Below are 19,026 nucleotides of genomic sequence, written 5' to 3' on the forward strand. Positions count from 1 at the left end.
TCGCGATGAACAACGAGACCGACCAGCTGGTGGCAGAGTTCGTCGCGCAGGGCGGCAAGTCTCAGGACTGGCGGCCCGCCTACTCGATCGCTCCGACCGTCAACGCACCGATCGTCCGCGAGAGGCAGGACGAAGGCACCGTCGAGCGTGAGGTCACTCTGGCGCGCTGGGACTGGCCCAAGCCTCCGAACCGGCCCAAGGGCGCCCCGATCATCAACGCCCGCATCGAGAAGGTGTGTATACCGAACTGCACACTGGGACTATGACGTCTACTACTCGCACAGGCACGAGGGGCCCCTATCTGAAGACTGCGAGAGTCCGCGAATCTATCGTGCACGCAGCATTCCAGACGTTCGCGACCGACGGATTCCGCAACGGCTCGCTCCGCGACATCGCTGTCCGAGCCAACATGAGCGAAGCAGGGCTGCTTCACCATTTCCCGACCAAGGCGGACCTCCTCATTGCCGTCCTGACATATCGAGATGAAGAGGCACGCGCGGCCTTCGGCTTTGACCCCGAAACCGGAATTCAGGCCCTGGGCGAGTTCGTCGCGCTGGCGAGGTTCAACGCAACGATTTCTGGAGTCGTTGAACTCTTCTGCGTTCTCGCCGCCGAGTCCACTTCCCCTCGTCATCCCGCCCACGAGTATTTTCGTGAGCGCTATGAGCATGTGCGCTGGATGATCGAAAGGGCTCTCACAGTGATGCGCCTTCGAGGCGACTTGAGCGATGATGTCGACGTCGTCGCCGCGGCCGCCCGCGCGGTAGGGCTCTGGGACGGATTACAGATCCAATGGCTGTTCGACCGCAAGTCCGTTGATATCGCTGAAGAGCTGCACTCCTACTTCTCGAGCTTGCTCCGTGACGGTATCGAACTAACACCACCGATGGTGTGACGCCAATCGAGGCACCGGTCGGAGGCCTCGATAAGTCAGGCCACAGTCGCTTCGACCAGGTCCGCAGCAAGCCGCACAGCGTCCCGTCTCATGGCTTCAGCAACCGCTACTGCCCTGGCTTTTGCCTCGTCGGACATCGCGTGCTCGAGCGAAGTGAGTAGTCGCTGATAGCCCAGATCACTGAACTCGAACGTGGACCCGGTACCGAGTGCTGCTATCCGACGGCCCCAGAACGGCTGGTCGTAGCTCACCGAGCAGATTACGGCGGGGATTCCGGCTCGCGAGCTCGCAGCGGTCGTTCCAGCGCCGCCATGGTGAACGACTGCGGCGCACATCGGCATCACGAGCTCGTGATTCACATTGCCAACGAGGAGTATCTGCTCATCGTTCACGTTGTCGGACGATAAGCCGCCCCATCCCGAACTGACGATCGCTCGGGTCCCCGTTTCGCGGACGATCCGCTCGATCATTTGCAAGACCGTGCGCGGGTCACCTACAGGCATACTGCCGAAGCCGTACAGCACAGGGGCTTCACCTGCACGAATCCACCGCACGATTGCATCGTCTGGGACTGCTGCACGGATAGGTGACAGTTTCTAGTCACGCCGCGAGAGCGGCTGGCGTGTTCATGATGGCTTCGAACTCGACTGGGGTCAAACGGCCCAGGCGGGGTTGTCGGCGGCGTCGGTGGTAGGTCCGCTCGATCCAGGTCACGACTGCGATCCGCAGCTCTTCGCGGGTGCCCCAGGTGCGGCGGTTGAGGACGTTCTTCTGCAGCAGCGCGAAGAACGATTCCATCGCGGCGTTGTCGCCGGCGGCACCGACGCGGCCCATGGATCCCACCATCCGGTGGTGGCTGATCTCGCGGAGGAACTTCCGGCTGCGAAACTGCGATCCTCTGTCGCTGTGGATGACGCAGCCGGCGACGTTCCCGCGCATCGCGACCGCGTTGCGGAGTGCGTTGACCGCGAGGTGTGACTTCATCCTCGAGTCGATGGAGTAGCCGACGATCTTTCCGGAAAATACGTCCTTGATCGCGCAGAGATAGAGCTTGCCCTCACCGGTCGGGTGCTCGGTGATGTCGGTCAGCCACAGTTGGTTCGGACCGGTGGCAGTGAAATCCCGCTCGACGAGGTCGTCGTGCACGGGTGGGCCGACCTTGCCGCCCTTGCCGCGGCGACGTTTCCCGAAGGTGCTCCACCAGCCGTTGCTCGAGGCGATCCGCCACGCGGTGCGATCCGCCATCGCTTCACCCACCTCGCGGGCCTCATCGGCGAGCAGCCGGTGCCCGAACTCGGGGTCGTCACGGTGCGCGTCGAACAACGCGTTGGCGCGATACGCCTCGATCACCTCGGCGTCGGTGATGGGGCCCGCGAGCCACCGGTAGTAGGGCTGGCGGGCGAGCTTGAGAACCCGGCACGTCACCGCGACGGGGATCCCGTCGGCGGCGAGCTCGGTCACGAGCGGGTAGAGCCTTTTCCCGGCAGGTTCGCCTGCGACAGATACGCCGCCGCCCGCCGCAGCACCTCGTTCTCCTGCTCCAGCAACCGGATCCGCTTACGCGCCTCCCGCAGCTCCGTGGACTCGGTGCGGGTCTGACCGGGCTTGGCACCCTCGTCGATGTTCGCGCGACGCATCCACTTCTGCAGCGTCATCGGGTGAACACCGAAGTCCTTCGCGATCTGCTCGATCGTCATTCCGGGCTCGCGGTTGCGCGCGACGCGGACCACGTCGCTACGGAACTCGCTCGGGTACGGCTTGGGCACGGCAACATCCTTCCAGGCCGACCCTCCGGGCAAGCCAGATCAGATGTCACCTACTCGTGCAGCAGTCCCAACAGTCGTACCGTCATACAGTGCGCGAACGACAGCACGCGACAGTCGGCGGCCGGAGCGAGCCATCATGATTGCTACGCCCTCGTCCGAATTGACCATCTCACGCATATCTCTCCCCAGAGGAGCAGGGTCCAAGTCGAACGCTCGCGGGATGTCATGCGTTCCGGGAGAACTTGCGAGCCGAACTGTGTGGCCCCGCCGTTGGAGTTCCGCCCCGAGCACACTCATCGGCTGGGCATCTCCTCGAGTACCAAACGCCAACAGCGTTGCTCGCATCTGGGTCGACCTCTCTTTGCGATCAGTGGGGTTCTCGCACCCCTTCTACATACATGGATTCATCGCTGCGGTGCGCCTGATCGAGCGCGGCCACGTCGGCGCGCGCACCTTGGTTGAAAGCCACCCGCTTTATATCGGTCGCATCAAACCCTGCTTCTCCGAGCGCGAAGGCGACCTCGTCGTAGTCGTAGACCCACTGATGTCCGTAGAACGCGAAGATCTGATTGACCATGAAGGCGCGTCGCGCCGGCATCGCTGGGAGCGGGAGATTCTCGTCGACGGTTCGGCGGCGCTCCTCAAAGAAGTTGCCTGCAAGGTATCCCCGCATGTATAGCTCGAGATCTGGCGTCGACAATCTCAGGACACCGCCGGGTCGAAGAATCCGTCTCACCTCGGATAGCCAAACGATGGCATCTCGGAGAGAGAGGTGCTCTAGAAGGTGCTCGGCATAGACCCATTCAAAGGTGGCGTCGTCGAACGGTAGCGGTTTTGTCACATCCGCTTCGACGAACTTCCAGCGGCCGTCTATCAGATAGATCTGGCCGGGCTTGGTTGCCGAGATCGCACTCCGCGCCGAAACTATGTCACTACTCATGCCTGAGGGGTGCAGTGTCTTGAACGTTGCAAACTCAATGCCATTCACCCCAAGGCTCGCGAGTTCATCGCGACTCGAACCGTGCCCATGCAGCGGCTCTACCGACGCAAACGTGGCTAAATCTTCCATGATCTGCTCAACGCTCTCATCTGCGGCCCGCGGGTCTGACCAGTCCCATTCGGCAACCACGAATACCCCCTCCGGTTTGTGGCGTTGGTTCTCCGTGAGGCCCCCGCCCGCTACCCCACTCAAGCGGGGTACACATCACATTTCAACAGATCCGGTGGCGATCGCCTGTCGCGCCGTTCTTCACTCACGGAGCTTTCGCGACTAATCTCAGGACCGCGTCCCGCGCCGCCGGCAACGATCGTCTTGGGGCCCGCTTGCGTCTACCGAAATCATCTACCGGCAGGCGTTTTGACTCGCAGTTTCGGCGACGCTCTGACACTATTCAGCGCCAGACCGCCGAAAACGATCGTTTTCCGCGGGTGTCTTCTTAGTTCGGTGAAGCTCCCCACCGGATTCTGAGTCGGCGCGTTCTCCAACGCCCGCTGCATCGTGCCGATGATCGGCTACTACGAGTGGACGGGGGAGAAGGGCGACAAGCAACCGCACTTCATCCACGCCGAAGACGAGGCGCTCCTCGCGGCGGCCGGTCTGACGTGGACAACCGAGATCGACGGTGAGCGCCGGCGTGTGTTTGTCGTCGTCACCCGCGAGGCCCGCGACGCCTCCGGCGACGTCCACGACCGGATGCCGGCCTTCCTGTCCCGTGACCTCTGGGACGACTGGCTCAACCCCGCCTCTCTCACCGTCGACGGCGACACCGCCGCATCGAAGAGCAACCGCCTCGAGCTGCTCGACGAGCTCGATGCCAGCTCGAGCGCGATCGCCGCGACGATGCGCACGCACGAGGTCGACCGGCGCGTCAACAACAGCCGCAGCGCCGACCCGAGAGACGCGAGCCTGATCGCACCACTGCTCCGCTGAGAGCGGGTCTATGAGAATCTAGTGATGTCTAGCGTTTTCCTAGACTTCGGTAGTTTTCGATAGACAGAGTCGCCGTGGATTCTGTGCGCAATCCCTACTCACCGGGAGCGGGTCGAAAGCCGGCAGCGCTTGTCGGCCGCGACGACGCGCTCAGCGCGTGGTCGAAGACACATGAGCGGTGCCAAATGAAGCAGGTTGTGCGCCCACGCTCGTGGCGAACAACGGTAGACCGATAGGCGAGCCCGGCAGGAGGATTGATGCATCTTGGATGGGTTGATCGGCGGCAAATCGGTAGACATCGGAGGCGTAAGGATGAGCGAACCAGAGACGGTAACCGTTCCTGAGTTGGTTGGGCAACCGGTGCATATCGCGCGCGAGATGGCGGCGGCCGTCGGACTCGGGTTGGCCAGTGGTGACCCGGATGGTCCTGGACTTGGGTCGCGCACATGGCCGGGTGTGTTCTGGGTGACAGCTCAGGAGCCTTCCCCCGGGTCCGCCATCGAACGCGGAAGTCAGGTGCAGATCATCTTCGTCGAGGATGGCCAGACGAGAAGCGATGTTCCCGTGGCGACAGGTGGGCCGCGATGATCTTGCGTTGTGTACACCGCGAGCGGGCATAGGCGCGGACGGCAACGGGTCGAAGAGGCCTTTGAAAGGTGCAGCCCCTCCGACCCGTATGCCAGATGGTTATCCGAACGTGAACGTGGGTCCTACGGAGTAGCACACGGTGCCGTCGACGAGGATCACCGACGCGGAAGCCGAGTACGCAGGAACGCCCCCGATACCGGGGCCGACAACACCCGGAATAGCGCCGGTCCAACTCTTACTGCCCGTGGAGGGGCCTGCCCCGCCAGTGCTCCAGTAGTTCCCGCTGATGAACCCATTCGCGTAGACCCTCCAGTCGTGTTCGTAGGCGGCGAGGAACACGATGAATCCCGTGCTGAAAGCCACGGTGTCGTTGGCGCGCTTTGACCCGGATGCCCATGAGGAACCACAGTTGCCAGGGACCGGATCAGCCGCAGCGCTTTCGAGTTGAGCTTCGGCGCGGCGCTGGTCAGCCTGTTGCAGTTGAGCGGCGGCGGCCTCCGTGACGGGGACGGACTCCTGCGTGCCGTCCTCGTGCGTGACGATCTTGAAGCCATTGGCCTCCGCGACCGCGGCGTCGTAGCCGCCGACGACCATCGGCGCTGTTTCGCTTATCGTCTCCGGTGCGGCGGGCTCTGGCGTGGCGGCAAGGGCCGCTTGTGGCATCAACGCCACGGCGAGGGTCAAGACTGCCGCACCTGTTATCGACAGGGCGCGGCGACTGAATCGATTGGTCATTTGGATCTCCTTCCTACTCGCTTGCGCCGTCGCATTGTTCTATTCACATCGAATACGTGAGGGCTTCTGTGCGGCTCTGTCGCTCGCCGGTGTGGCGTTGTTGTCGCTCGGGCCATGGGGATACTTCGACTTGCTCGGCTATATGGCCGCGTTAGGCGCTGCCGCTGCGTTCGGCCTCTACACTGTTTTTGCTGACAAGGTTGGAAAGGCAGGCTCCGGACTTGATGGACTCGCGCTTTCTGTCACCGTCGCGGCCATGGTATCTCTGCCCTTCGCATCCCCGCAGATCGGGAAACTCGACCTTCCGGGGTTCGGCGTTCTTGTGTTGTCCGCACTTGTCGGGGTGGTGATCCCATATGCGGTCGACACAATTGCGGCACGTGTAACCTCCGCACGGGTGGTGGGAACTCTGTTCGCGACCGATCCCGCTATGGGCGCTCTCGCTGGGCTTGTCTTCCTGGGGCAAACGATCACAGTGACGGCAGTCGTGGGAATCGCAGTTGTCGCTTCGGCAGGTGCTCTACTCATCTGGACGACAGATTCACAGGGGAGAGTGTCATCTGGAGCCTGACCCGCTTTTCCGGACACCAGTTTTGAGGCGATGATCGTCTCGGAAGGAGTCCGTGAGATGCCTGCTGCCCACCCGCCGGAGTTCCGGCGTCGAGCCCTTGATCTCGTTGCCCAGGGAAACCCGGTTGCGCAGACCGCTCGTGATCTTGGGATCAGCGAGTCGTGCCTGCGGAACTGGATGAACCGTGACGCGGTCGACTCCGGCCGCAAGTCCGGGATCACGACCGATGAGCACAAGGAGCTCGTCGAGTTGCGGCGCCGGAACCGGGTGCTGGAGATGGAGATCGAGATCCTCAAGCGCGCGTCGGCGTACTTCGCGAGGGAGAACGTGCTCCCAAAATAGGGTTCCGGCTGGTCCAGGAGCTCGCCGCTGACGGTGTTCCCGTCGCGGTGGCCTGCCGGTTCCTGAACGTCTCGAAGTCCGGCTTCTACGAGTGGGTCGGCCGGCCACCATCGCGGCGTGCGGTCTCGGATGCGGAGCTGACGACCACGATCCGTCGAATCCACGCTGACTCGAGGGGGACGTATGGGGCGCCGCGGGTGCTTGCCGAGCTTCGGCTCGGACTCGGGGTTCACGTTGGCCGGAAACGCGTCGCCCGGCTGATGCGGATCGACGGTCTTGTGGGCGTCTCGCACCGCCGGAAGCGGCGCGGATGGAAGCCCGATACCGCTACGCACGAGGACCTCGTGAAGCGACAGTTCCGCGCCGACACGCCGAACCGGCTGTGGTTCTGCGACATCACGCAACACCGCGCGAAAGACGGATGGGTCTACTGCGCGGCCGTGATCGACGCGTTCAGCCGCCGGGTCGTTGGCTGGTCGATCAGCGACCGGATCACTGCGGAGATCGTCGTTGACGCGCTCGAGATGGCCCGCTGGCGCCGCCGCCCCGAACCCGGGACCGTGGTCCACGCGGACCGAGGAGCGCAATACACCTCATGGCTCTTCGGGCATAGGCTCCGCCAAGCCGGGCTCCTCGGCTCAATGGGACGCGTCGCTTCCAGCGTCGACAACGCACTCATCGAGAGCTTCTGGTCAACGATGCAACGCGAGCTCCTCGACCGGTCGACCTGGGCCTCGAAAGCGGAACTGTCGTCGGCGATGTTCGAGTGGATCGAAGCGTTCTACAACCCCACCCGCCGACACACCGCGCTCGGCAACCACAGCCCCGTGGAGTTCGAACGACTTCACATCCCCGCCGCAACCGCGGCATGATCAACAAAGAGAAACCGTCCGGGAAACCGGGTCAGGCTCCTCTAAGTCGTAGAGCATCGACCGGGTTCTACCGTGGTGCGTTGCTCAGCCGTGAAAGGGAGGGGCAAGGATGAGGCTGAGATACGGCAGCCGCTTGATCGAAGGTGCGCCCTGGCGGCGTCGCAAACCCGAATCGCGAAGCCACCGAAGAGATCGCGATCATTTTGCTCTCCTCGTGCTCGGTTGACGGAGGGACTGTGATACGGATGTCGGCCTCATTTCCACGCCGGCGCGGATGAGCTTGAGTCGAATCGTCCCGGGACTGACTCCGTACCTGTCGCCGAGCCGCGCCAGCGAGGATCCCTCTTCGTATCGTCTCGCCGCGTCTTTGATCTCGGGTTCGGTCATCCGTCGAGGCGGGGCAGAGACCCCTGCGTCGTAGAGAATCTTCCTCACGGAAGCCCTCGCCAGCTTGAGTCGTGTCGCGATGTCCTTGACGTACACACCTGATCGGAACAACTGGATCGCTTCGGTCCGGGCGTCGTCGGTGACCAACCTGCGCGTGATCGCCTCACAGACATCACCACGAGCATCGGCCGAGCTGACCCTACTGCTACGCTGCACTTTTCCAGCCCGTACTCTCGTAACTGCTTTGGCCAGCCGTCGGGTAACACCTTCGTGTTTGACGGTCTTCGCGTCGATTCCACCAAGTCCCCGCCTCGGCGGGGATTTTGTGTTTTCGGCTGCGGTCGTACGCGCCGCTCCGTGCTCTCGCGGCGGTGTCAGTGCGTCGCGACAGCCTCCAAGACCGCCGTGCGCAGCCGCTGGCCGCGCGCACTGAAGCCCCTTTGCTCGCGCACGTACTCCGCTTTGCCCTCCGGCGTCTCGATCGGCACGGGGGAGTATCCCCAATCCGACAGGTCGTAGGGCGAGGCGCGCATATCGAGCTCGCGGATGTCTCGGGCGAGCTCGAACGCGTCGAGAAGCAGATGACCGGGAACCAGCGGCCCGAGCTTCATGATCCACTTGTAGATGTCCATCCCGGCGTGCAGGCATCCGGGCTGTTCGCGCGCCGATGCTCCTTCGCGATCGAGCGCCTCGCGATTGCGGGGAACGGCCTCGGGCGTGAAGAAGCGGAACGCGTCGAAGTGCGTGCAGCGCAGGTCGTGGGCCTCGACGACGGCATCCGTCCCCGCCCTCCCGAGGCGCAGGGGCACGGCGTGGCGCACCTCGCGCGTGCGATAGACCATCGCCCATTCGTGCAGCCCGAAGCAGCCGAACGCGGCACCGCGGTCGCGGGTGGCCCGCAGCAGCCCGGTGACCCCGCGGTACAGCGATCCGCGCTCGTCGCGGAATGCGGCGTCGTCGACACGCGCCGCATCATTGCTCACGGCGGTGTACCAGCGCCACGAGACGCGCTCCACGGCGCCGTCGAGGACGACGCCTGCTCCCGGGTGCCAGCGGCGGAGCAGAGCTGGCTTGTACGAGTAGTAGGTGAAGAGGAAGTCCTCCACGGGATGCCGTTCGGCGCGTGCGGCCCGCTGTCTGTGGGCGGCGGTCAGGACGTCCGCCCGCTCGGCGTGCGCGGTCGCCCGCTCGTGCCATTCCTCGCGCAGAAGGCGGTCGGGCGGGGCGGTACGGGTCGTCACCTCTCGAGGATAGGCCGGGGCCGCTTCAGGCGGACGCGGCGTCAGCACGCTCGATCAACGACGGATCGTCGTTGCGCACGTTGCCGACGGCGGATCCGACCGGGAACCAGGTGAGCGTCTCGACGACGTCGGGCGCCGCGTCGACGACGGCATCGAGGAGATCGGCGGGGTACTCCGTGGTCGGGTCGAGCCACACGTCGGCGTGGTCGACGTCGATCACGAGCGGCATCCGGTCGTGGATCCGCTCCAGACCGCCGACCGCGGCGCGCGTGAGGATCGTGAAGCTCAGCAGCCAGCGTTCGGCATCCTCATCGGCTCGTGCGTCGTCCTTCCACCACTCGTAGAGCCCCGCGAAGAAGAGGGGCTCATCGCCGCGAGGACGAATGTAGTGCGGGACCTTCGCCCCCGCTTCGCCCTGCCACTCGTAGTAGCCGGACGCGGGGATGACGGCCCGGCGCGAGACCAGGGCCTTTCGGAACATCGGCTTCTCGGCCGCCTCTTCGGACCGGGCGTTGAAGGCGCGGGCGCCGCCGCTCGGGTCTTTTGCCCAGGCGGGGACGAGCCCCCAGCGCGCCGGCGCGAGGCGCCGGGTCGGCGGCTCGGTCTTGGCCGAATCCAGAACGATCGAGGCGCGCGCCGTCGGCGCCACATTGAAGGACGGGGCGGGAAGATCGTCGGGGACGACCTCGGCGCGGAGGACTCCCGCGAGCTCGGAGCCGACACGGGCAACGACGAAACGACCGCACATGGGTCCAGGCTACGTCGGCCCACCGACACGCCGGCGCTGCGGCGCGACGATCGGTTCAGTCGGGGGCGATGACGCCGACGTCCGCGAGCCGATCGAGCAGTGCGGCACCGTCGGTGCCACTGACCCACGGCACCTGAGCCGCAGAGTGATCGTTCACCGCTGTGCGTCCGCCCGCGAGGACGGCCTCGGCGGGCGAGAGCTGGCGGATGGCCACCGCACGCACGCGCTCGGGGTACTCGCTCGCGAAAGCGGTGTAGAGCGCGTCGTCATGCTGGCCGTCGTCGCCGATGAGCAGCCATCGCACGTGCGGGAACTCCTGGGCGAGGCGCCGCAGGTTCTCGGCCTTGTGATCGCGACCGCTGCGGAACCACCGGTCGTGCGTGGGGCCCCAGTCGGTCAGCAGCATCGGACCGGAGGGGAAGACGTGACGGCGCAGGAAACGGATGAGGGTCGGCGCGACGTTCCACGCCCCGGTCGAGAGGTAGATGACGGGGCTGCCGGGCTTGTCGCGCGTGAGGCGCTCGAGCATCACGGCCATCCCCGGAACGGGCTGACGGGCGTGCTCGTTCAGCACGAACGAGTTCCAGGCCGCGATGAAGGGACGGGGCAGAGCAGTGACCATGACGGTGTCGTCGATGTCGGAGACGATGCCGAACTCCACATCCGCACCGATGACGAACACCCGCGTCTCGATGGTCTCGCTTCCCTCGACGCTCATGGTCACCGTCTGCCAGCCCGGGGGGAGCGATCCGGGGAGCTCGACATCGATCACGCCGCCGCGGTCGGCCACGACCTCGTGCACTGCGCCGGCCACCGTGACCTGCACCTGGGCGAAGGCGACGGGCACCGAGGCGAAGCTGCGCCAGCCGCGGACGGAGGCGTATTCCCCTCCGTCCGCGGGACGGACCTTGGGGGCGATGAGGACCCGCCCCAGGACCCGCACCCAGCCGTCGCCGCCGTAACCCGGATAGGCCGCCACGGTCGGTCGCTGTCCGCGAGCGCGGGCGCGGCGCTCCCGCCAGGAGTGGAAACGCCGCTCGAGGCGCGCGAACCACAGGATCTTCGGCCGTGGGGCTGGTGAGGAAGCCATCGGTTCAGTCTTTCACGTCGCCGTCCGCGGGGCGGGTCGTCGCCGCGTCGGTCGCGAGATGCCGCGCCTCCCGCCGCGCGATGGCGCGTTTGACGAGGTAGGCGGCGAGCAGGAACAGCACGATCACCCCGACGAACAGGTAGCCGGCGTACTGGATGTTGTCGGAGATCTCCCGGTAGGTGCGGGCGGCGACCGCGACGACCCCGACGTAGAGCGATGTCCAGATGAGGCACGCCGGAGCGGTCCACGCGATGAACCGCCGGTACGAGAAGCCGCTCATGCCGACGGTGAGCGGGACGAGCGAGTGGAGCACCGGGAGGAACCGTGACAGGAAGATCGCGGGTCCGCCGCGACGGCGCAGATACAACTCCGAGCGCACCCAGTTCGTCTCGCCGACGCGCCGCCCCAGGCGCGAGAATCGGATGCGGGGACCGAGCCATCGGCCGAGCGCGAAGCCGATCGACTCGCCGGCGAGCGATCCGGCGACGACCGCGGCGCCCAGGACCAGCCCCTCCGGCACGCTCCCCACCGCGGTGGCCGCGACGATGACGACGGTGTCGCCGGGCACGACGAGACCGACCAGCACGCTCGTCTCGAGCATGATCGCGATCCCGGCCACCACGGTGCGCAGCACCGGATCGATGCTCTGCACCGTGCTCAGAATCCAGTCGAGGATCTCGTTCACGCTTGAAGCCTAGGGGCGCCACCTGGGGCATACCCTGAAGCGGTGCCCGAGAAGCCCGCCCGTCGCCGACTCGAGGCCTGGGTGGACCCGGCCGTGGTCTTCGGCGGGATCCCGGACGACGCGGCCTTCTGGCTCGATGCGGGACCGGATGCCGCCGACGGGTGGAGCTGGCTCGGAACGGGAGTGGCGGCAGCCGTGCCCGATCCGTTCCTGGACGGCGCGGTCCGCGGGACAGACCCGGCCGGTCCGTTCCGCGGAGGGTGGGTCGGCTGGTTCGGGTACGACGCGGCCGCGCGGGCCGCGGGCGCTCCCGCGCGCTCCGACGTCGATGCCGACGACGACGCCCTGTGGCTGCGCGTGGATCGGGTGGTCGCCTTCGACCACGCCGCGCGGGACGTGTGGCTGAGCGCGCCCGAGGATGAGATCGATGAGTTCGAACGGACCGTGGCGGCCTGGTGCGAGGCCGGGGCGGCCCGTGCCGCGGCGCCCCCCGCTTCACCCGCGGTGCTGACGGCCACGGCACGGGTGGATCCCGACGCGTATGGACGCCTCGTCGAGGACTGCCGCGCCGCGATCCGGCGCGGCGACGCCTACCAGCTCTGTCTCACCACCCGTTTCGATGTGGCCGCCGACGCCGCCCTGGACCCGCTCGCGGTGTTCTTCCGGCTGCGCGCGACGGCGGGGTCGCATCACGGCGGCTTCATCCGATCGGGGGCGCGCGCGCTCGTCAGCGCGAGCCCCGAGCGATTCCTGCAGCTCGCGGATGGGGTCGTCCGGACGAGCCCGATCAAGGGCACCCGCCCCCGCGGCTCCGACGACCGAGCCGACGCCCGGCTCATCGCCGAGCTCGTGTCGAGCCCCAAGGAGCGCGCCGAGAACGTGATGATCGTCGATCTGATGCGCAACGACCTCCAGCGCGTCTGCGATCCCGGGTCGGTCGTGGTCGAACGGCTGTTCGCGGTGGAGAGCTACCCGACGGTGCATCAGCTCGTGAGCACCGTCGCCGGGCGTCTGCGCGACGGCATCCGCTTCTCCGATCTCCTCGCGGCGACCTTCCCGGCCGGGAGCATGACGGGAGCGCCGAAGCTGTCGGCGATGACAATCCTGCACGGGCTCGAGCGGGCGCCGCGGGGCCTGTTCGCAGGCTGCTTCGGGTGGATCGACGCGGGCGGCAGGGGCGATCTGGCGATGGTGATCCGCTCGATCGTGATCGACGGCGCACGGGCGTACGTCGGCGCGGGCGGAGGGATCACCTGGGGCTCGGAACCCGATGCGGAGGTCGCCGAGGTCGCCGTGAAGGCGCGCGCCCCCCTCGACGCCCTGGGCGCCGGGCTGCCGCCCCGGTGGCGGGAACGGGTCCGGTAGCCTGGGAGTTCCGCTTTCGCGACCCATCGCACTTCCCAGATAGGTTCTCCCGTGACCGACACCTCGACTGATCGCGCGACCGCGCCCGACTCGGTTCCGTTCGACGCCCACGCCATTCAGGCGAAGTGGCAGCGCGCCTGGGCCGACGCCGATCCCTTCCGTGCCGGCGGAGACGACGACAAGCGTCCGCGGAAGTACGTCCTCGCGATGTTCCCGTACCCCTCCGGCGACCTGCACATGGGTCACGCCGAGAACTACCTCTACTCCGACATCGTCGCCCGCTTCTGGCGGCACCGCGGCTACAACGTGCTGCATCCGATCGGGTGGGACAGCTTCGGTCTGCCCGCCGAGAACGCGGCGATCAAGCGCGGTGCCGACCCGCGCGCGTGGACCTACGACAACATCGCCCAGCAGAAGAAGAGCCTGCACGAGTACGGCGTCTCGTTCGACTGGAGCCGGGTGCTCCACACGAGCGACCCCGAGTACTACACCTGGAACCAGTGGCTGTTCCAGAAGCTGTACGAGAAGGGCCTGGCGTACCGCAAGGAGAGCCCGGTCAACTGGTGCCCCCATGACCAGACGGTGCTCGCGAACGAGCAGGTCGTCGACGGCCACTGCGAGCGCTGCGGCGCCGAGGTCGAGAAGAAGAAGCTCACGCAGTGGTACTTCCGCATCACCGAGTACGCCGACCGGCTGCTGGACGACCTGAACCAGCTGGAGGGGTTCTGGCCGCAGAAGGTCATCCAGATGCAGCGCAACTGGATCGGCCGCTCGGTCGGCGCCGACATCGACTTCGAGATCGAGGGCCGCGACGAGAAGGTGACGGTGTTCTCGACGCGTCCCGACACCCTGCACGGCGCGACGTTCATGGTCGTCGCACCGGACTCCGATCTGGCGGCCGAACTGGCGGCCGGGGCCTCCGACGAGGTGCAGAAGCGGTTCGGCGCGTACCTGCAGACGGTGCAGAAGACCAGCGAGATCGACCGGCAGACCGTTGATCGGCCGAAGTCTGGCGTCTTCCTCGAGCGCTACGCGGTCAACCCCGTCAACGGGGAGCGGCTGCCGATCTGGGCCGCCGACTACGTACTGGCCGATTACGGTCACGGCGCGGTCATGGCCGTCCCCGCCCACGACCAGCGAGACCTCGATTTCGCGCGCGCCTTCGACCTCCCCGTCCGTGTCGTTGTCGACACGACGGCGCCCGTCACCGGCGCCATGCCCGTCATCGAGCTCGACGACGACGGCGTGCCGATCGATCCGGGCCCCGGGATCGACGACGTCGACCCCGCGCGCACCGGTGTCGCGCTCACCGGCGACGGGCGGATGATCAACTCCGGCCCCCTCGACGGCCTGAGCAAGCGCAACGCGATCGCCCGGGCGATCGAGCAACTCCAGGCGGACGGCAACGGCCGCGCGACGAAGACCTACCGCCTGCGCGACTGGCTGATCTCGCGGCAGCGGTTCTGGGGTACTCCCATCCCGATGATCCACACCGACGACGGGCGGATCGTGCCGGTCCCCGCCGATCAGCTGCCGGTGCGACTGCCGGATGCCGAGGGTCTCGACCTCAAGCCCAAGGGAGCCTCGCCGCTGGGCGCGGCCGCGGAGTGGGTCACCACCACCGACCCCGATACGGGCGAGCCGGCTCGGCGCGACCCCGACACGATGGACACGTTCGTCGACAGCTCGTGGTACTTCCTGCGCTTCCTGTCGCCGGGTGACGCCGGCCAGCCCTTCGCCGCGCGCGAGGCGGACAAGTGGGGCCCGGTCGACTTCTACATCGGCGGCGTCGAGCACGCGATCCTGCACCTGCTGTACGCGCGCTTCATCACCAAGGCGCTGTTCGACATGGGGCAGGTGGAGTTCACCGAGCCCTTCTCGAGCCTCATCAACCAGGGCATGGTCATCCTCGACGGCGCGAAGATGTCGAAGAGCAAGGGCAACCTCGTGCTCTTCCAGGAGGAGCTCGAGCAGCACGGTGCGGATGTCCTCCGTGTGGCTCTCGCCTTCGCCGGCCCGGTCGAGGACGACAAGGACTGGGCGGATGTCTCGACCACGGGGGCCGCGAAGTTCCTCGCACGTGCGCTGCGCGTGGCCGCCGACGTCGACAGTGAGCCCGACGTCGTATGGGCCGAGGGCGACACCGCGCTCCGCCGTGTGACCCACCGGATGTGGGCGGATGTGCCCGGCCTGGTCGAGCAGACGAAGTTCAACGTCGTCGTGGCACGCCTGATGGAGCTGGTCAACGTCACCCGCAAGGTGATCGACACCGGCGCCGGCGCGGGCGACCCCGCCGTCCGCGAGGCCGCCGAGGCCATCGCCATGGTGCTGGACCTGTTCGCCCCGCACACCGCGGAGGAGATGTGGACGATCCTCGGCCATCGTCCCTTCGTGGGGCTCGCGACGTGGCGTCAGCCCGACCCGACGCTGCTGGTGGAGGACTCGGTGACCGCGGTCGTGCAGATCGACGGCAAGGTGCGCGGAACGCTCCGCGTGTCGGCGAAGATCTCCTCCGATGAGCTGGAGGCGCTCGCCCGCGCGGACGAGAAGGTCGTGCGGGCGCTCAACGGTCGCGAGATCGGTCGCGCGGTGGTGCGCGCGCCGAAGGTCGTGAGCTTCACCACCGCGTGATGTGACCTGAGGCGCGCCGCCGCACGCCGTCCCGGTCGCGCCCTCCTCCCCGGTGCGGGGCTCGGCCGGTCCTCTCCACGAGCGCTCCGGGTCGTCCGCGGGGGAGGAGCGCCCGCTCCTAGCCTGGCGCGGTGGGTGAGACAGGTCGGTCGCTGCGGCGCCGCCGCCTCGGGGCGGGGGCGGTGGTCATGCTCGTGCTCGGCGCTGCGGCCGTGACCGTCGCGATCGGCATGGCGCGCTCCGTGAGCGCGCCTCCGAGCCCTGTCACGCCCGGTGTCACACCCACCGTGACGGTGGCCGACGCCGCCGTCTACGTCCATGTCGACGGCGCGGTGGCCCATCCCGGCCTCTACCGCCTCGACCCGGACGCGCGGGTGGTGGACGCGGTCGCCGCGGCGGGCGGCTTCACGGATGTGGCCGACAGGTCGGCGGTGAATCTCGCCCGGCTCGTGAGCGACGGCGAGCAGTTGCTGGTGCCCGAGCCCGGCGCCGCGCCGCCGGCGGGCGCCGCACCGGGCGCCGGCGATCGGCCGGGAGTCGGCGCCGACGGTCGCATCGGTCTGAACACCGCGGATGCCGCCGCACTCGACACCCTGCCGCGTGTCGGGCCGGCGCTGGCCGAGCGCATCATCGCCTGGCGCGAAGAGAACGGCCGGTTCACGAGCGTCGAGGACCTCCTGGGCGTGTCGGGCATCGGCGAGAAGATGCTCGAGGCACTCCGTGATCGGGTGCGCGTGTGAGCGCCCGTGCGTCCCACCGCGACCTGCGGCTTCTCCCTGTCGTCGCCGCGGCGTGGCTCGTCTCGGCCGCGGCCGTGTCGCAGCCGCAAGCGGCCCCGGTGTTCGCGGGCACGCTGTGGGTGCTGTGCGGGGGAGCGACCACGGCGCTGGTGCTGCGGCGAATGCGCCGAGGGCACCCACCTGCCGGGAGCGCCACGGTCGCCAGCCTCACGGCTCTCGCGGCGTTCGCCTGCGCGATCGCCGCGGCGTCTGCGACCCACGTGGCGCTGCTGCTGCCGGATCGCGAACGGGTGGCGGCACTGCCGATCTCCGGTGGCCGCGTCGTCGAGGTGACAGCCACCGTCGTCGGCAAACCCGAGCGGTCCGAGACCGGATGGCGGTTCGACGCCGAGGCGACGAGCGTGACGGCGGGCGGCGACCCCGTGCACGCCGGGGTGCCCATCGTGGTACGAGCGCAGGAGCGTCCGCGCGGTCTGGATCTGGGCGCCGCCGTCTCGATATCGGGCTCCGCCTTCGTCGCGGAGCCCGGCAACCGGGCCGTACTCATCGTCGACGTCGACGTGCCCGAGGTTCGGGCGCGCCCGCCGGGGATCTTCGCCGCGGCGTCGCGACTGCGTGCGGACCTGCTCGCACAGGCCGCGACACTGCCCCAGCCCGGTGCGGGATTGATCGCCGGCCTCGCGGTGGGCGACACGACGGCCGTCACCGACGAACTCGACGCGCAGATGAAGACGGCCTCGCTCTCGCATCTCACTGCCGTCTCCGGTGCGAACTGCGCCGTGGTCGTGGGACTGGTGTTCACCCTCGCCGGGGCGCTCGGCATCCGACGGGGATGGCGCGTCGTGCTCGCCGCAGCGGGCCTCGTGGGTTTCATCGTGCTGGTCTCACCCGAACCGAGCGTCGTCCGGGCGGGGGCCATGGCGGCGATCTCGATGCTGGCCGTGCTCCTCGGACGCGCGGGAGCCGGCGCGGCCGTGCTGTGCCTCGCCGTGTCGATCTGCCTCGTCTTCGACCCCTGGCTCGCGACGAGCCTGGGTTTCGCCCTGTCGGCGGCAGCGACCGGCGCGCTCGTGCTGGCCGCCGGGCCGATCGGCGACTCGCTCGCGCGGATCATGCCGCGGCCGCTCGCCCTCGCCGTCGCGGTTCCGGTGGCGGCGCAGCTCGCGTGTACGCCGCTGATCGTCGCGATCGACCCCCGGCTGCCGCTCTTCGCCGTCGTGGCGAACATCCTCACCGCCCCCGCCGCGCCGCTGGCGACGATCGCCGGACTCGCCGCGTGTCTGACCGCGGGCCTGCCCGTTCTGGCCGCCGGGCTCGTCGCCATCGCCTGGCTTCCCTGCGCATGGATCGCGGCGACCGCTCAGGCGGTGGACGCGATGCCCGTGGCGGCGCTGCCCTGGATGCCGGATGTCGGCGGTGCGCTGCTCGCCGCCCTGCTCAGCGCGGCCGCGATCGTGGTGCTGCTCCCCGAGGTGCCACGGGCGCTTCTGCGCCTGGCGGCATCCGTGCTCGCGATCGCGGTCGGCATCGCCGGCGGTACGGCGGTCGTCACGGGACCGATCGCGCGGGCCGACGTGCCCGTTGATTGGTCGTTGGCGATGTGCGACGTGGGGCAGGGCGACGCGTTCCTCCTCCGTTCGCGCGGACAGGTGGCGCTCATGGACACTGGCCCCGACCCCGCGCTGCTCGACGCGTGTCTCGACCTCTTCGGGGTCGAGCGGATCGACCTCCTGGTGCTGACGCACTTCGACCTCGATCACGTCGGGGGAGCGGACGCCGTGGCGGGCCGGGCCGAGCTCGTCCTCCACGGGCCGACCGCCGAGCCGTCCGACAACACTCTGCTGGCCGAGTTGCGGGCGGAAGGCGCCGACGTGCGTCCCGTCGCAGCCGGCGCGACCGGCACGTTGGGCGGCGCGACCTGGGAGGTGCTGTGGCCGCGCGCGCGGCGGACGGCCTTCCCACCGGGGAACGACGCCAGCGTGGTGCTGGCGGCCCGCGGCGGCGGCATCCCGTCGGTGCTGATGCTCGGCGATCTCTCGGAGGAGCCGCAGGCCGTGATCGCGGGTGCCCTGCACGAACGGTTCGAGGTCGTGAAGGTGGCCCATCATGGGAGCGCCGACCAGTCGCCGGCGCTGTATCGGCGCGTCGCCGCACGCGTCGCCCTGGTCGGGGTGGGGGAGAACGACTACGGGCACCCGAGGGCGGAGATCGTCGAGCTCCTCACCTCCTCCGGCGCCGAGGTCGTCCGCGCCGACGTCGCCGGCGCCGCGGCCCTGACACTCGGCGAGGACGGACTGGAACTCTGGCACCAGCGCAGCGCGCCGCCCTCACCTGCGGCGTCGTCGCCGCCCCCGTCGGTCCGTGTCGACGGCGAGGCTCATGACCGACGAGATCGCCCGCGCCGACGGACATGACGCACCGGCGGTGCCGTCTTCGACCG

At 68.0% G+C, this 19,026-nt stretch carries 21 protein-coding genes; 11 read left to right on the top strand and 10 right to left on the bottom strand.

Annotated elements, in window-relative coordinates:
* The first annotated feature begins 5 nt into the window (after nt 1-5).
* The gene (locus tag HW566_RS00790) at nt 6-266 is read left to right on the top strand and encodes an SOS response-associated peptidase family protein (protein WP_178009557.1); all 261 of its coding nucleotides are present in this window, start codon (nt 6-8) and stop codon (nt 264-266) included.
* Nucleotides 267-331: 65 nt separating this feature from the next.
* On the top strand, nt 332-895 hold the full coding sequence (locus HW566_RS00795; protein WP_256728799.1) for a TetR/AcrR family transcriptional regulator: 564 nt from the start codon (nt 332-334) through the stop codon (nt 893-895).
* A 35-nt stretch (nt 896-930) separates the two neighbouring features.
* Here the strand turns inward: HW566_RS00795 and HW566_RS00800 are convergent, their stop codons facing one another.
* The 4 genes from HW566_RS00800 to HW566_RS00815 all read right to left on the bottom strand — a co-directional run bounded on the left by HW566_RS00800 (nt 931) and on the right by HW566_RS00815 (nt 3,790).
* Nucleotides 931-1,365 (bottom strand): glycosyltransferase, encoded by a 435-nt coding sequence (locus tag HW566_RS00800; RefSeq protein WP_178009561.1) that lies wholly within the window; start codon nt 1,363-1,365, stop codon nt 931-933.
* A 130-nt stretch (nt 1,366-1,495) separates the two neighbouring features.
* Nucleotides 1,496-2,661 (bottom strand): IS3 family transposase gene (locus HW566_RS00805; RefSeq protein ID WP_178009562.1). Its coding sequence is split into 2 segments (ribosomal slippage): nt 1,496-2,374 and nt 2,377-2,661, totalling 1,164 coding nucleotides; the frame shifts between segments, so codons are not numbered across the junction.
* Between the two features lie 39 nt (nt 2,662-2,700).
* Nucleotides 2,701-3,006 carry a glycosyltransferase gene (locus HW566_RS16200; protein ID WP_218621639.1) on the bottom strand — a complete coding sequence of 102 codons (306 nt, stop codon included), beginning with the start codon at nt 3,004-3,006 and terminating at the stop codon, nt 2,701-2,703.
* A gap of 22 nt (nt 3,007-3,028) precedes the next feature.
* The gene (locus tag HW566_RS00815; RefSeq protein ID WP_178009567.1) at nt 3,029-3,790 is read right to left on the bottom strand and encodes a class I SAM-dependent methyltransferase; all 762 of its coding nucleotides are present in this window, start codon (nt 3,788-3,790) and stop codon (nt 3,029-3,031) included.
* 375 nt (nt 3,791-4,165) lie between these two features.
* Here HW566_RS00815 and HW566_RS00820 point away from each other — a divergent pair, with 375 nt between their 5' ends.
* Both HW566_RS00820 and HW566_RS00825 read left to right on the top strand, forming a co-directional pair.
* Complete coding sequence (locus HW566_RS00820) at nt 4,166-4,591, top strand: SOS response-associated peptidase family protein (RefSeq protein ID WP_178009569.1); 426 nt, start codon at nt 4,166-4,168, stop codon at nt 4,589-4,591.
* A 378-nt stretch (nt 4,592-4,969) separates the two neighbouring features.
* Nucleotides 4,970-5,179, top strand: coding sequence for a hypothetical protein (locus HW566_RS00825; RefSeq protein ID WP_256728979.1), 210 nt, complete (start codon nt 4,970-4,972; stop codon nt 5,177-5,179).
* Between the two features lie 99 nt (nt 5,180-5,278).
* On the opposite strand, the gene HW566_RS15960 is transcribed toward HW566_RS00825, so the two are convergent.
* Nucleotides 5,279-5,914, bottom strand: coding sequence for a hypothetical protein (locus HW566_RS15960; RefSeq protein ID WP_256728800.1), 636 nt, complete (start codon nt 5,912-5,914; stop codon nt 5,279-5,281).
* Here HW566_RS15960 and HW566_RS00830 point away from each other — a divergent pair.
* Genes HW566_RS00830 through HW566_RS00840 form a run of 3 tightly spaced genes read left to right on the top strand, consistent with a single transcriptional unit; the run spans nt 5,907 to nt 7,699 of the window.
* Complete coding sequence (locus HW566_RS00830) at nt 5,907-6,485, top strand: EamA family transporter (RefSeq protein WP_256728801.1); 579 nt, start codon at nt 5,907-5,909, stop codon at nt 6,483-6,485. The two genes, HW566_RS15960 and HW566_RS00830, sit on opposite strands and share 8 nt — an antisense overlap.
* A gap of 57 nt (nt 6,486-6,542) precedes the next feature.
* Nucleotides 6,543-6,827 (top strand): transposase, encoded by a 285-nt coding sequence (locus HW566_RS00835; protein ID WP_165817905.1) that lies wholly within the window; start codon nt 6,543-6,545, stop codon nt 6,825-6,827.
* Nucleotides 6,828-6,874: 47 nt separating this feature from the next.
* On the top strand, nt 6,875-7,699 hold the full coding sequence (locus tag HW566_RS00840; protein WP_256728731.1) for an IS3 family transposase: 825 nt from the start codon (nt 6,875-6,877) through the stop codon (nt 7,697-7,699).
* A gap of 198 nt (nt 7,700-7,897) precedes the next feature.
* Here HW566_RS00840 and HW566_RS15935 read toward each other — a convergent pair whose 3' ends face one another.
* The 5 genes from HW566_RS15935 to HW566_RS00865 form a co-directional block, all read right to left on the bottom strand.
* Nucleotides 7,898-8,233 carry a hypothetical protein gene (locus HW566_RS15935; RefSeq protein ID WP_218621686.1) on the bottom strand — a complete coding sequence of 112 codons (336 nt, stop codon included), beginning with the start codon at nt 8,231-8,233 and terminating at the stop codon, nt 7,898-7,900.
* A 227-nt stretch (nt 8,234-8,460) separates the two neighbouring features.
* Nucleotides 8,461-9,327 carry a 3-methyladenine DNA glycosylase gene (locus HW566_RS00850; protein ID WP_178009572.1) on the bottom strand — a complete coding sequence of 289 codons (867 nt, stop codon included), beginning with the start codon at nt 9,325-9,327 and terminating at the stop codon, nt 8,461-8,463.
* 25 nt (nt 9,328-9,352) lie between these two features.
* Entirely contained in the window at nt 9,353-10,075 is a 723-nt protein-coding gene (locus tag HW566_RS00855) for an SOS response-associated peptidase (RefSeq protein ID WP_178009574.1), read from the bottom strand.
* 55 nt (nt 10,076-10,130) lie between these two features.
* On the bottom strand, nt 10,131-11,165 hold the full coding sequence (locus HW566_RS00860; protein ID WP_178009576.1) for an App1 family protein: 1,035 nt from the start codon (nt 11,163-11,165) through the stop codon (nt 10,131-10,133).
* A 4-nt stretch (nt 11,166-11,169) separates the two neighbouring features.
* The gene (locus HW566_RS00865; RefSeq protein WP_178009578.1) at nt 11,170-11,850 is read right to left on the bottom strand and encodes a DedA family protein; all 681 of its coding nucleotides are present in this window, start codon (nt 11,848-11,850) and stop codon (nt 11,170-11,172) included.
* 42 nt (nt 11,851-11,892) lie between these two features.
* Here HW566_RS00865 and HW566_RS00870 point away from each other — a divergent pair, with 42 nt between their 5' ends.
* From HW566_RS00870 to HW566_RS00885, 4 genes are all read left to right on the top strand, one after another.
* On the top strand, nt 11,893-13,215 hold the full coding sequence (locus HW566_RS00870) for an anthranilate synthase component I family protein (RefSeq protein WP_178009580.1): 1,323 nt from the start codon (nt 11,893-11,895) through the stop codon (nt 13,213-13,215).
* A 51-nt stretch (nt 13,216-13,266) separates the two neighbouring features.
* Nucleotides 13,267-15,846, top strand: a complete 2,580-nt coding sequence (gene leuS / locus HW566_RS00875; protein ID WP_178009582.1) for a leucine--tRNA ligase — start codon at nt 13,267-13,269, stop codon at nt 15,844-15,846.
* A 188-nt stretch (nt 15,847-16,034) separates the two neighbouring features.
* Nucleotides 16,035-16,586 carry a ComEA family DNA-binding protein gene (locus HW566_RS00880; protein ID WP_178014555.1) on the top strand — a complete coding sequence of 184 codons (552 nt, stop codon included), beginning with the start codon at nt 16,035-16,037 and terminating at the stop codon, nt 16,584-16,586.
* On the top strand, nt 16,583-19,000 hold the full coding sequence (locus HW566_RS00885) for a ComEC/Rec2 family competence protein (RefSeq protein WP_178009584.1): 2,418 nt from the start codon (nt 16,583-16,585) through the stop codon (nt 18,998-19,000). The genes HW566_RS00880 and HW566_RS00885 overlap by 4 nt, the downstream gene beginning before the upstream one ends.
* Nucleotides 19,001-19,026: the final 26 nt, after the last annotated feature.

The organism is Microbacterium oleivorans (assembly GCF_013389665.1).
In the GTDB taxonomy this organism is placed as follows: domain Bacteria; phylum Actinomycetota; class Actinomycetes; order Actinomycetales; family Microbacteriaceae; genus Microbacterium; species Microbacterium oleivorans_C.